This window comes from Pseudomonas sp. KBS0710 (assembly GCF_005938045.2).
Taxonomy (GTDB): domain Bacteria; phylum Pseudomonadota; class Gammaproteobacteria; order Pseudomonadales; family Pseudomonadaceae; genus Aquipseudomonas.
This window is the reverse complement of the sequence record NZ_VCCF02000001.1, coordinates 181,308-194,365: the sequence shown is the minus strand read 5'-3', so window position 1 is coordinate 194,365 and position 13,058 is coordinate 181,308. Positions and strand designations below refer to the sequence as shown.

The 13,058-nt window shown below is 58.1% G+C and carries 10 protein-coding genes; 1 reads left to right on the top strand and 9 read right to left on the bottom strand.

Features of this window, described 5'->3' with window-relative positions:
* Positions 1-8: 8 nt before the first annotated feature.
* A complete protein-coding gene (gene ftsH / locus FFI16_RS00885) occupies positions 9-1,919 on the bottom strand; it encodes an ATP-dependent zinc metalloprotease FtsH (RefSeq protein WP_017478564.1) in 1,911 nt (636 codons plus the stop codon).
* 200 nt (positions 1,920-2,119) lie between these two features.
* Positions 2,120-2,770, bottom strand: coding sequence for a 23S rRNA (uridine(2552)-2'-O)-methyltransferase RlmE (gene rlmE, locus FFI16_RS00880; RefSeq protein ID WP_017139255.1), 651 nt, complete (start codon positions 2,768-2,770; stop codon positions 2,120-2,122).
* A gap of 106 nt (positions 2,771-2,876) precedes the next feature.
* On the opposite strand from rlmE, the gene FFI16_RS00875 reads away from it, so the two are divergent.
* Positions 2,877-3,185 (top strand): YhbY family RNA-binding protein, encoded by a 309-nt coding sequence (locus tag FFI16_RS00875; RefSeq protein ID WP_017139256.1) that lies wholly within the window; start codon positions 2,877-2,879, stop codon positions 3,183-3,185.
* A gap of 8 nt (positions 3,186-3,193) precedes the next feature.
* Here FFI16_RS00875 and FFI16_RS00870 read toward each other — a convergent pair whose 3' ends face one another.
* The 7 genes from FFI16_RS00870 to dnaK form a co-directional block, all read right to left on the bottom strand.
* Positions 3,194-3,598: an MFS transporter gene (locus FFI16_RS00870; protein WP_138813808.1), complete on the bottom strand. Its 405-nt coding sequence runs from the start codon at positions 3,596-3,598 to the stop codon at positions 3,194-3,196.
* Positions 3,599-3,626: 28 nt separating this feature from the next.
* Positions 3,627-4,103 carry a transcription elongation factor GreA gene (greA, locus tag FFI16_RS00865; protein ID WP_138813807.1) on the bottom strand — a complete coding sequence of 159 codons (477 nt, stop codon included), beginning with the start codon at positions 4,101-4,103 and terminating at the stop codon, positions 3,627-3,629.
* Positions 4,100-7,321 carry a carbamoyl-phosphate synthase large subunit gene (carB, locus tag FFI16_RS00860; protein WP_138813806.1) on the bottom strand — a complete coding sequence of 1,074 codons (3,222 nt, stop codon included), beginning with the start codon at positions 7,319-7,321 and terminating at the stop codon, positions 4,100-4,102. Before carB ends, greA begins: the two co-directional genes overlap by 4 nt.
* 105 nt (positions 7,322-7,426) lie before the next feature.
* Positions 7,427-8,563: a glutamine-hydrolyzing carbamoyl-phosphate synthase small subunit gene (carA, locus tag FFI16_RS00855; RefSeq protein ID WP_138813805.1), complete on the bottom strand. Its 1,137-nt coding sequence runs from the start codon at positions 8,561-8,563 to the stop codon at positions 7,427-7,429.
* Positions 8,564-8,822: 259 nt separating this feature from the next.
* Entirely contained in the window at positions 8,823-9,629 is an 807-nt protein-coding gene (gene dapB, locus FFI16_RS00850; protein ID WP_138813804.1) for a 4-hydroxy-tetrahydrodipicolinate reductase, read from the bottom strand.
* Positions 9,630-9,639: 10 nt separating this feature from the next.
* Positions 9,640-10,764 (bottom strand): molecular chaperone DnaJ, encoded by a 1,125-nt coding sequence (gene dnaJ, locus FFI16_RS00845; protein WP_138813803.1) that lies wholly within the window; start codon positions 10,762-10,764, stop codon positions 9,640-9,642.
* 318 nt (positions 10,765-11,082) lie between these two features.
* Positions 11,083-12,999, bottom strand: a complete 1,917-nt coding sequence (gene dnaK, locus FFI16_RS00840; RefSeq protein WP_138813802.1) for a molecular chaperone DnaK — start codon at positions 12,997-12,999, stop codon at positions 11,083-11,085.
* Positions 13,000-13,058: the final 59 nt, after the last annotated feature.

Here is a 13,058-nt window from a genome sequence, read left to right as displayed (position 1 = left end):
TTCAAACCTTAGTGGTCAGCTGCCGGGCCGCCGATCGGGGCTTCGGGACGTTCGTTCTGTACCACAGGCGGGGTGCCCGAAGTACCCGAACCACCTTCCCAATCCCGAGGCTCACGCGGTGTGCGACCCGCCATGATGTCGTCGATCTGATCAGCATCAATGGTTTCGTACTTCATCAGCGCATCAGCCATTGCATCCAGCTTGTCGCGGTTATCCGTCAGGATCTGCTTGGCCGTGCCGTAGCACTGATCAATGATGCTGCGCACTTCGGAGTCGATCAACTTGGCCGTCTCACCCGAGAAGCTGGCAGCTTGACCGCCACCACCACGACCCAGGAACACTTCACCTTCTTCCTCGGCATACATCAAAGGACCGAGCTTCTCCGACAAGCCCCACTTGGTCACCATGTTCCGTGCAATCTGGCTGGCACGCATGATGTCGTTGGAAGCACCAGTGGTCACACCGTCAAAGCCAAGCGTCATCTCTTCAGCAATCCGGCCGCCATAGAGAGAACAGATCTGGCTGATCAGTGCACGCTTGGAGAGGCTGTAACGATCCTCTTCCGGCAGGAACATGGTCACACCCAGCGCACGGCCACGTGGAATGATCGACACTTTGTAAACCGGGTCATGCTCAGGCACAACGCGACCAACAATGGCGTGACCGGCTTCGTGATAGGCGGTGTTCTGCTTCTCTTTCTCGGACATGACCATGGATTTGCGCTCGGCACCCATCATGATCTTGTCTTTGGCCAGTTCGAACTCTTTCATTTCAACAATGCGCTTGCCGGTACGGGCAGCGAACAACGAAGCCTCGTTGACCAGGTTGGCCAGGTCGGCACCGGAGAAGCCTGGCGTACCACGGGCAATCACGGCCGGAGCCACGTCGTCACCCATTGGCACTTTGCGCATGTGTACTTTCAGGATCTGTTCGCGACCGCGAATATCCGGCAGGCCAACCACAACCTGACGGTCGAAACGGCCTGGACGCAGCAACGCAGGGTCGAGCACGTCCGGACGGTTGGTCGCGGCAATGACGATGATGCCGTCATTCATTTCAAAGCCGTCCATCTCAACCAGCAATTGGTTGAGGGTCTGCTCACGCTCATCATGACCGCCACCCATGCCGGCGCCACGATGGCGACCCACGGCATCGATTTCATCGATGAAGATGATGCACGGTGCGTGCTTCTTGGCCTGTTCGAACATATCGCGAACACGGCTGGCACCCACACCGACGAACATCTCGACGAAGTCAGAACCGGAAATGGTAAAGAACGGCACCTTGGCTTCGCCGGCAATCGCCTTGGCCAGCAAGGTTTTACCGGTACCCGGAGGACCCACCATCAGTACGCCGCGAGGAATGCGACCGCCCAGGCGCTGGAACTTGCCCGGATCGCGCAGAAACTCGACCAGCTCACCGACTTCTTCCTTGGCTTCATCACAACCTGCGACGTCAGCCAGGGTGGTTTTCACCTGGTCTTCAGAGAGCAGGCGCGCCTTGCTCTTGCCAAAGCTCATCGGCCCGCCCTTGCCTCCCGCACCACCTTGCATCTGGCGCATGAAGAACATGAACACGGCGATAATCACCAGGATCGGGAAGCTCGCTACCAATAGCTGAGTCCAGATGCTCTGCTGTTCAGGCTGCTTGCCTTCAACCACTACGTGGTTATCCACCAGGTCGCCGATCAGACCGTTGTCCTGGATTGCCGGACGAATGGTCTTGAAGCTGTCGCCATCGTTGCGCTTGCCGGTGATTACGTAGCCATCAACCGCTACGCGCTCGACCTTGCCATCCTTAACTTGCTGGATGAAGTCGGAATAGTTGAGGGTCTGCGGCTCGTTAGGGCTGGAGAAGTTGTTCATCACCGTCACCAGGACAGCCGCGATGATCAACCACAGGATCAGATTCTTTGCCATATCGTTCAATTAACTACCCTCTGAAGCAAGCTCCGCTACTGGCGCGCGCTTCGCATGATATTCACCGGCCTAACTTACTACATTACCTACAACTCTGGCAGGCGCCGTCTGTAACCCTTTGTGAAACTTTGACTACACAATATTCGTAAAGCTTCGTGACGAAAGCGATATAAAAAAACCTATCGCCCTCCTCGAATTCCTCAAAAACGCTCTTCGCTCTCCGCACCTTCGACACCACGGAAGCCGCGGCACAGCAGGTATTGCTCGCGTGACCGGTCTCGCGAAGAGTCAGGTTTGCGCGTTTGTACCTTGTCGAACAATTTGCGAATGTTCTTGTGGTACTCGTCAAAACCTTCGCCCTGGAAGACTTTCACCAGGAAATCACCACCCGGACGCAAAACCCGACCTGCCAGATCCAGTGCCAATTCGCAAAGGAACATGGCTCGCGGCATATCAACGGCCGGTAATCCACTCATATTGGGGGCCATGTCGGAAATCACAAGGTCTACCTGCGAATTTCCCACAGCCTCGAGGATCTCGGCCAATACCGTGTCCTGGGTGAAGTCGCCGTGTACAAAGGTCACATCCGGGATGCTGTCCATCTCAAGGATGTCGGACGCGATCAACCGACCTTGCCCACCAATCAGACGACTGGTCACTTGGGACCAGCCACCAGGGGCTGCGCCAAGGTCGATAACGCTCATGCCTGGACGAATCAATTTGTCCTTGTCCTGGATCTCCAGCAGTTTGTAGCTGGCCCGGGAACGGTAGCCGTCCTTTTGCGCCTTTTTGACGTAAGGATCGTTGAAATGCTCTTGTAGCCACTTAAGGCTGGTTTTGGAACGGGCCACGGGCCACCTCGAAAAATAAAACGGGTCGTGATTAACTGGGCGGTCCCGGACTCGCTCGGGTAAACTGGCCGCCGCTTTTTACAAGATCAGACGCAGGGGTCAGATTATGCCGCTCACTCAAGAGCAGAAGAAACAGTACAAATCCATTGGCCACCATCTGAAACCAGTTCTGATTGTGGCAGACAACGGTTTGACTGAAGGTGTGTTAGCCGAACTGGAACGCGCATTGGGCGATCACGAACTGATCAAGATCAAGGTCAACATCCTTGACCGCGAAGCGCGTTTGGCCGCCATTGCAGAACTGTGCAAGGTCGGCAAGGCAGACCTGGTACAGGTCATCGGCAAGATGGCACTGCTGTATCGCAAGAACTTCAGCGTCAACAAGCAGCTGTCGAACGTACACCGCTTCAAGTAATACAAGGGTCACGGGCGTGCTTCGCGCGCCCTGCCGCTCCATCCCGGTGCCGGCTGTATAACCAGCACCAGGCCGGAGAACCCTAGCACAAGATAGCTGAATAGCTGCCAGCGCAACGCTTCCGGCAGCCAAACATGCACCACGCAAAACATTGCGCACGCATACAGCGCCATCAACAGCAGTTGGCCGCGAATATCCCGCCACAAACTCTCCAAACCCTCGGCCTTGACCAGCACCAATGCCTGGAGCGTCACGCACGCCGCCGCAAAACCCACCAGCAGCGCACTCAGCATTCCGTTGAGTTCATCGATCAGCAGCGGTGCCAGACCAATCAGGCCCAACACCGGCAGCACACCGATGTGCAACAACCATAGACCGCCCACCCACAGCATCTGGGCAAGCTGCCAAAGCATGGCGCCCGCACGAAGCGGGCGCCGTCTTTCAGATGTGACGAACTTCAACAATCTCGTACTCGATCATGCCACCTGGCGTCTTAACGATCACCGTTTCACCCTCTTCCTTGGCAATCAAGGCGCGGGCCAGTGGCGAACCAACGGAGATCTTGCCAAGTTTGAAGTCAGCCTCGTCCTCACCGACGATGTGGTAAACCACGCTCTCGTCAGTTTCGACATTGGCGATTTCCACGGTAGTGCCAAAAATCACTTTGCCGGTCTTCGGAATGGTCGTTACGTCGATCACCACCGAATTCTGCAGGCGGCCTTCGATATCACGGATCCGCGCCTCGACCATACCCTGCTGCTCACGAGCAGCGTGGTATTCGGCGTTTTCCTTCAAGTCGCCCAGCTCGCGGGCCGTACCGATGTCCTGGCTCAGCTTCGGACGGACGACCTTGGTCAGATGGGCGTGCTCCTCTTCCAGGGCCTTGAAGCCCTGGACGGTCATTGGGTATTTGGTCATGCCTTCAATCCTGCGTGTAGATCCTGCAAGCGACGCACGGTCTTTTCCGGACCGAACTTGAGCGCTTCGCAGATGGCTTCGCCAGCAGCAATGGTGGTAGTGCAGTAGATCTTGTGCTGCAAGGCATTACGACGAATGGAGTAGGAGTCCGCGATCGACTGGCGACCTTCGGTGGTATTGATGATCAGCGTGACTTCGTCATTCTTGATCATGTCGACCACGTGCGGACGGCCTTCCGTCACCTTGTTCACGCGACGTACTTTCAGGCCGGCAGCTTCGATCAGCTTGGCGGTCCCGGCAGTAGCCACGACTTCAAAGCCCAAGTTGATCAGATCACGGGCCACGCCTGCAACCAGTGGTTTGTCATCATCACGCACGCTGATAAACGCAGTACCGCCGGTCGGCAGCACTTCGCTGGCGCCCATCTGGGCCTTGGCGAACGCCTCACCGAAGGTATCGCCCACACCCATCACTTCACCGGTGGACTTCATCTCTGGGCCCAGGATCGGGTCCACACCAGGGAATTTGGCGAATGGGAACACCGCCTCTTTCACGCTGTAGAAGTTCGGAATGATTTCCTTGGTGAAGCCGATTTCCTTCAGGGTCTTACCGGCCATCACGCGGGCAGCGATCATGGCCAGGGACACACCGATGCACTTGGAAACAAATGGCACGGTACGCGAAGCACGCGGGTTCACTTCGATGACGTAGATGTCTTCGCCTTGCAGCGCCAACTGTACGTTCATCAGGCCGACCACGCCCAGCTCCAGGGCCATTTTCTTGACCTGCTCACGCATCTCGTCCTGGATGTGCGCCGGCAGCGAGTACGGCGGCAGCGAACAAGCGGAGTCACCGGAGTGAACGCCAGCCTGTTCGATGTGCTGCATGATCGCGCCGATCACTACGTCGGTACCGTCGCACACCGCGTCCACGTCCATTTCGATGGCGCAGTTGAGGAAGTGGTCCAGCAGCACCGGGCTGTCGTTGGAGACTTTCACCGCGTCACGCAGGTAGCGCTTGAGTTCTTCTTCTTCGTAGACGATTTCCATCGCCCGACCGCCCAATACGTAGGACGGACGCACCACCAGCGGGTAGCCGATCTTGCTGGCTGCGCGAATGGCTTCATCTTCGCTGCGCACAGTGGCGTTTGGCGGCTGACGCAGGTTCAGGCGCTCAACCATTTGCTGGAAGCGCTCACGGTCTTCGGCACGGTCGATGGCGTCAGGGCTGGTACCGATGATCGGCACACCGGCCGCTTCCAGGGCACGCGCCAGTTTCAGCGGGGTTTGGCCGCCGTACTGCACGATCACGCCTTTTGGCTTCTCGACGCGGCAGATTTCCAGCACGTCTTCCAGGGTTACCGGCTCGAAGTAGAGACGGTCGGACGTGTCGTAGTCAGTGGAAACGGTTTCCGGGTTGCAGTTGACCATGATGGTCTCGTACCCGTCTTCGCGCAGCGCGAGGGCGGCGTGTACGCAGCAGTAGTCGAACTCGATGCCCTGGCCGATACGGTTCGGACCGCCACCCAGGATGATGATCTTGTCGCGGCCCGACGGCGCAGCTTCGCACTCTTCCTCGTAGGTGGAGTACAGGTACGCAGTGTCAGTGGCGAACTCGGCGGCGCAGGTGTCAACGCGCTTGTAGACCGGGAAGATATCCAGCTTGTGGCGATGGGTACGCAGGTTCTTCTCGGTCACACCCAGCAGTTTGGCCAGGCGCTGATCGGAGAAGCCTTTGCGCTTGAGGCGGAACATCAGGTCGCGGTCGATAGACGACAGACCGAGGGTCTTGACCTTCTCTTCTTCCTTGATCAGATCTTCGATCTGCACCAGGAACCACGGATCGATCATGTTCATGCCGAAGATATCTTCAACGGTCATGCCCGCGCGGAATGCGTCAGCCACGTACCAGATACGCTCGGCACCCGGTACGGTCAGCTCGCGCTTGAGCACGCTCATGCTTTCCGGGTTGCTCAGGTCAAGCTTCTCGTCCAGACCGCAAACGCCCACTTCCAGGCCACGCAGGGCTTTCTGCAGGGATTCCTGGAAAGTCCGGCCGATGGCCATGACTTCACCAACAGACTTCATCTGCGTGGTCAGGCGCGCGTCAGCCTTGGCGAACTTCTCGAAAGCAAAGCGCGGCAGTTTGGTCACAACGTAGTCGATGGACGGCTCGAAAGACGCCGGCGTGGCGCCGCCCGTGATTTCGTTTTGCAGTTCGTCCAGGGTGTAACCGATCGCCAGCTTGGCAGCGATGCGCGCAATCGGGAAACCGGTTGCTTTCGATGCCAGCGCCGAAGAACGCGACACACGCGGGTTCATCTCGATGACGACCATGCGGCCGGTGTCCGGGCAGATGCCGAACTGAACGTTGGAACCGCCGGTTTCAACGCCGATCTCACGCAGTACCGCCAACGAGGCGTTACGCATGATCTGGTATTCCTTGTCCGTCAGGGTCTGCGCCGGAGCAACGGTGATCGAGTCACCGGTGTGCACGCCCATCGGGTCGAAGTTTTCGATGGAGCAGACGATGATGCAGTTGTCCTTTTTGTCGCGGACAACCTCCATCTCGTACTCTTTCCAGCCGATCAGGGATTCGTCGATCAGCAGCTCTTTGGTCGGCGACAGGTCCAGGCCACGGGCGCAGATTTCTTCGAACTCTTCACGGTTGTAAGCAATACCGCCACCGGTGCCGCCCATGGTGAAGGACGGACGGATAATGCACGGGAAGCCCAGCTTTTCGAGAACCGCGTTGGCCTCTTCCATGCTGTGGGCGATACCGGAGCGCGGGCAATCAAGGCCGATGGACTTCATGGCCTTGTCGAAACGCGAACGGTCTTCAGCCTTGTCGATGGTGTCGGCGTTGGCGCCGATCATCTCTACGCCGAACTTCTCCAGAACGCCTTCGCGCTCCAGGTCCAGGGCGCAGTTCAGTGCGGTCTGGCCGCCCATGGTCGGCAGCAGCGCGTCCGGACGCTCTTTTTCGATGATCTTGGCCACGGTCTGCCACTTGATCGGTTCGATGTAGGTGGCGTCGGCCATGTCCGGGTCGGTCATGATGGTGGCCGGGTTGGAGTTCACCAGGATGACGCGGTAACCCTCCTCGCGCAGGGCTTTACAGGCCTGGGCGCCGGAGTAGTCGAATTCGCAGGCCTGGCCGATCACGATCGGGCCAGCGCCGAGAATCAGGATGCTTTTTATGTCTGTACGTTTTGGCATGGGTTTGTCACTCAAATCCGCAGGTCAGTCGGCAAGCCGTCTTGAACAATCGTTGAAGAGCCTGAGGGGGCCACCGAAGTTCGGGGCCGCCCGCAGGCCACTCAGTCAGCGTCGCTTGGCCATCTCATTGATGAACCGGTCGAACAGCGGCGCTACGTCGTTCGGGCCAGGGCTGGCTTCAGGGTGGCCCTGGAAGCTGAACGCGCTCTTGTCGGTGCGCTCGATGCCTTGCAAGGAGCCATCGAACAGCGATTTGTGAATGGCGCGAACGTTGCTCGGCAGGGTTGCTTCATCCACCGCAAAACCGTGGTTCTGGCTGGTGATCATCACAACGCCGGTGTCCAGGTCTTGTACCGGGTGGTTGGCACCGTGGTGGCCGTGGCCCATTTTCAGGGTCTTGGCGCCGGAGGCCAGAGCCAGCAGCTGGTGACCGAGGCAGATGCCGAATACCGGAATCTCGGTTTCCAGCACGTCCTTGATCGCCTGGATGGCGTAGTCGCATGGCTCAGGGTCACCCGGGCCGTTGGACAGGAACACGCCGTCCGGTTGCAGGGCCAACACATCGCTCGCAGGCGTTTGTGCAGGCACCACGGTCACGCGGCAGCCGCGCTCAACCAGCATGCGCAGGATGTTGTACTTGACGCCATAGTCGTAGGCCACAACGTGGTATGGCAACTCGCTGGCGTCGATGGTCGCGTGACTGTCGGTCTTCAAGTCCCAGACAGAGGAGCGCCACTCGTACTTCTCTTTGACGCTGACAACTTTTGCCAGGTCCATGCCTTTCAGGCCTGGGAAACCTTGCGCAGCGGCAATCGCCGCCTCTTCGGAGATATTGTCACCGACCATGATGCAGCCGTTCTGCGAGCCTTTTTCACGCAGGATGCGTGTAAGGCGGCGCGTATCGATACCGGCGATCGCCACAACGTTGTTGGCTTTCAGGTAATCGGACAGCGACATCGTGTTACGCCAGTTGCTCGCAACCAGTGGCAGGTCACGAATCACCAGACCGGCCGACCAGACACGATCAGACTCGACGTCTTCCGGTGTAGTACCGGTGTTGCCGATGTGCGGATAGGTCAGGGTAACGATCTGCTGGGCGTAGGAAGGATCGGTAAGGATTTCCTGATAGCCGGTCATGGCAGTGTTAAACACTACCTCTCCAACGGTTTGACCGTCGGCTCCAATGGCTTCGCCGCGAAAAATGCTGCCATCAGCAAGGGCGAGTATGGCTGGCTTAGTCAAGAAGACCTCCCGTAAATAAAGCCTGAAAGGGCGATCGCAGGTTGTAAAAAAGCGGAGTGACGTATGGACACGTCACCCCGCTTCTTCACTGAATTATTCTGCGCGCTTTTAGTGGACACACTAAAGCTGTAGCTTACAGAAAAAGGCTTTTTTGGTCCACCGCTATTGAGCCTTAAAGGCAGGGGAATGCGACAGGACGTCGCTTAGCGGGTAAAAACGGGGCCTAAGCATAAGCTTGAGGCCCGGTTTTAGCTACTGATTAGTGCAGGTCCAGCACGTCGCGCATGTCATACAGACCCGGCTCACGGCCTTCCAGCCAGAGCGCCGCACGCACCGCACCCTTGGCGAATGTCATGCGGCTGGAGGCCTTGTGCGTGATCTCCAGGCGCTCGCCTTCGCTGGCAAACAACACCGTGTGATCACCCACCACATCACCACCGCGCACGGTGGCAAAGCCGATGGTGTCACGCGCACGCGCACCGGTGTGGCCTTCACGCCCGTAAACTGCGACTTTGGACAGGTCGCGCCCCAAGGCATCGGCAATCGCCTCACCCATGCGCAACGCAGTACCCGACGGCGCATCGATCTTGTGGCGATGGTGAGTCTCGATGATCTCGATATCCGCCTCTTCGCCCAGCACACGCGCCGCCAGATCCAGCAACTTGAGCGACAGGTTCACGCCAACGCTGAAGTTGGCGGCGAAGACGATCGGGATATCCTTGCCCGCCTCCACCAGCAACTGCTTTTGCTCAGCATTCAAGCCTGTGGTGCCAATCACCATGGCCTTGCTCGCCTTGCGGCAGAACGCCAGATTTTTCAGCATTACTTCCGGCAGGGTGAAGTCGATCAGCACGTCGAACTCGTCAGCCACCTGCTCCAGGTTGCCCGACAGCGAAACGCCGATGCGACCCAACGAGGCCAGCTCACCGGCGTCCGCACCGATCAGCGTGCTGCCGGGGCGAACAATCGCTGCCGTCAGCCCGGAGGCCGGCGAGCGCTGCTGCACCGCCTCGACCAGCGTCTTGCCCATGCGCCCGGCAGCGCCCATTACGGCTATACGTCGCATATTCACGTCCTTACAAGTCGCCGAAGAAGCGCTTCACGCCATCGAAGAAGCCGGTGGTTTTCGGCGAATGGGAGTCATCGCCTTCCAACGAGCTGCGGAATTCTTCAAGCAGTTCGCGCTGACGACGTCCCAGGTTGACAGGTGTTTCTACCGCCACACGGCACATCAAGTCACCAGCACCGCCACCGCGCACCGGCGCAACGCCTTTGCCACGAATGCGGAACTGCTTGCCGGTCTGGGTGCCTTCCGGGATCTTGAGCTTGACCCGACCATCCAGGGTCGGAATTTCCAGCTCGCCACCCAATGCCGCATCGACAAAGCTGATCGGCACTTCGCAGAACAGGTGCTTGCCATCACGCTGGAAGATCGAGTGCTCGCGCACATTGATCACCACGTACAGATCGCCCGTCGGGCCGCCCTGAGTGCCCGCCTCACCTTCGCCCGACAGGCGAATACGGTCACCGGTATCAACACCCGCCGGCACTTTTACCGAAAGGGTCTTGTACTCTTCGACACGGCCTTCGCCATGGCAGGAGTCGCACGGATCGGAAATGATCTTGCCCTGGCCATGGCAGCGCGGGCAGGTCTGCTGCACCGAGAAGAAGCCCTGCTGCATACGCACCTGGCCAATACCGCCACAGGTTGGGCAAGTGATCGGCGAGGAACCTTTCTTGGCCCCCGAACCGTCGCACGGCTTGCAATTGACCAACGTCGGCACACGGATATTCACTGTGGTGCCACGTACGGCTTCTTCCAGGTTCAGCTCCAGCGTGTAGCGCAGGTCACTGCCACGCTGGGCACCGCCGCGCTGACCGCCACGGCCGCCGCCAAAGAAGTCGCTGAACACGTCGCCGAAAATATCGGAGAAGTTCTGACCACCAAAACCGGCACCGCCACCACCCATGCTCGGGTCGACACCGGCATGGCCATACTGGTCGTAGGCCGCACGCTTGTTGGGATCACTCAGGCATTCGTAGGCCTCGTTGGCCTCTTTGAACATCTCTTCAGATTCTTTGCTATCCGGATTACGGTCCGGGTGGTGCTTCATCGCCAGGCGACGGTAAGCCTTTTTCAGGTCCGCCTCGCTGGAGCTGCGCTCCACACCCAACACTTCGTAATAGTCACGCTTTGCCATAAGTCTTTGCACTCTTAAGGACGTTCAGCCCGGCCCTCCTGAGCCTTGCCAAACTCGTTGAGCCCCAATACAGGCCCGGACCCAACTCACGTCAATTCAACGATCCTGGTCATAACTACTTTTTAGCCAGGGACCCGGCCAAAGATGCGGTATTTACTGCTCGGAAAGCAGGAGCATTCCCGATCACACCGCCAGCACCCGAACCTTGTCGCATGCTGTAAAAATTCGTATACCCCAGACACGCCAACGCGGGAGCAAGCTCCCGCGCGGCGACATCCTACCAGTCACCGCTGGATAGCGGTCAACCGGGCGACCAACTTACTTCTGGTCTTTGACTTCTTCGAACTCGGCATCGACAACATCGTCGTGCTTGGCTTCAGGCTCTGCGTGCGGTGCAGCGCCTTCTGCCGGCTGGCCTTGCTCGGCGTACATTTTCTGGGCAACCGGTGCGGAGACTTTCGACAGCTCCTCAACCTTGGCTTCGATGGCAGCCTTGTCGTCGCCTTTAACGGCGGCTTCCAGTGCAACCACAGCAGCTTCGATTGCGGCTTTCTCTTCGGCGGTCACTTTGTCGCCTGCTTCGGAGACCATTTTACGCGTCGAGTGAACCAGGGCATCGCCTTGGTTACGCGCACCGGCCAGCTCAGCAAACTTGGCATCCGCATCAGCGTTGGCTTCAGCATCACGAATCATCTGTTGAATTTCTTCATCAGACAGACCGGAGTTGGCCTTGATGGTGATCTTCTGCTCTTTGCCGGTCGCCTTGTCTTTGGCACCTACGTGCAGGATACCGTTGGCATCGATGTCGAAGGTCACTTCAATTTGCGGCACGCCACGTGGTGCTGGTGGAATCTCAGCCAGGTCGAACTTGCCCAGGGACTTGTTCTGAGCAGCTTGCTTACGCTCACCTTGCAGCACGTGAATGGTCACAGCGCCCTGGTTGTCGTCGGCAGTCGAGAACACTTGCGATTTCTTGGTAGGAATCGTGGTGTTTTTCTCGATCAGCGCAGTCATCACACCGCCCATGGTTTCGATACCCAGGGTCAGCGGGCTGACGTCCAGCAGCAGTACGTCTTTCACGTCACCGGCCAATACCGCGCCCTGGATAGCAGCACCCATGGCAACCGCTTCGTCCGGGTTCACGTCTTTACGTGCTTCTTTACCGAAGAACTCGGTGACCAGCTTCTGAACCAGTGGCATACGGGTCTGACCGCCCACCAGGATCACATCGTTGATCGAGCCAACGTCGATGCCGGAGTCTTTCAGCGCGATGCGGCAAGGTTCGATAGTGCGTTGAACCAGGTCTTCTACCAGCGCTTCCAGCTTGGAACGCGAGATCTTCACGTTCAAGTGCTTAGGACCGGTGGCGTCTGCAGTGATGTACGGCAGGTTCACGTCGGTCGACTGAGCGGAAGACAGCTCGATCTTGGCTTTTTCAGCGGCTTCTTTCAGGCGCTGCATCGCCAGCGGGTCACCCTTAAGGTTCATGCCGCTTTCTTTCTTGAATTCGTCAACGAGGTAGTCGATCAGACGAATGTCAAAGTCTTCACCACCCAGGAAGGTGTCGCCGTTAGTGGCCATCACTTCAAACTGGTGCTCGCCGTCAACTTCAGCGATCTCGATGACGGAGACGTCGAAAGTACCACCACCCAGGTCATAAACGATCACGGTGTGGTCGCCCTTGGCCTTGTCCATACCGTAGGCCAGAGCGGCTGCGGTAGGTTCGTTGATGATACGTTTTACGTCCAGGCCCGCGATGCGGCCGGCGTCTTTGGTCGCCTGACGTTGGCTGTCGTTGAAGTAGGCCGGAACGGTGATCACCGCTTCAGTCACTGCTTCACCAAGGTAGTCTTCGGCGGTTTTCTTCATCTTTTTCAAGATTTCAGCCGAGATTTGCGGCGGCGACATTTTCTGGCCGTTTACTTCAACCCAGGCGTCACCGTTGTCAGCCTTGGCGATTTTGTAAGGGACCATCTTGATGTCTTTCTGTACGACTTCTTCGTCGAACTTACGACCGATCAGACGCTTAACCGCGTACAGAGTGTTGTGCGGGTTGGTCACAGCCTGACGCTTGGCCGACTGACCTACGAGGATTTCACCGTCGTTGGCGTAAGCAACGATCGACGGCGTGGTACGCGCGCCTTCGGCGTTTTCGATAACTTTAGCAACGCCGTTTTCCAGCACGGAGACGCAGGAGTTGGTAGTCCCCAGGTCGATACCGATAATTTTGCCCATGATTTACTCTCCCGAAACTTTAATTTGGTTGCCGCAGCAGTGGTGGCTAACTGCGGTAG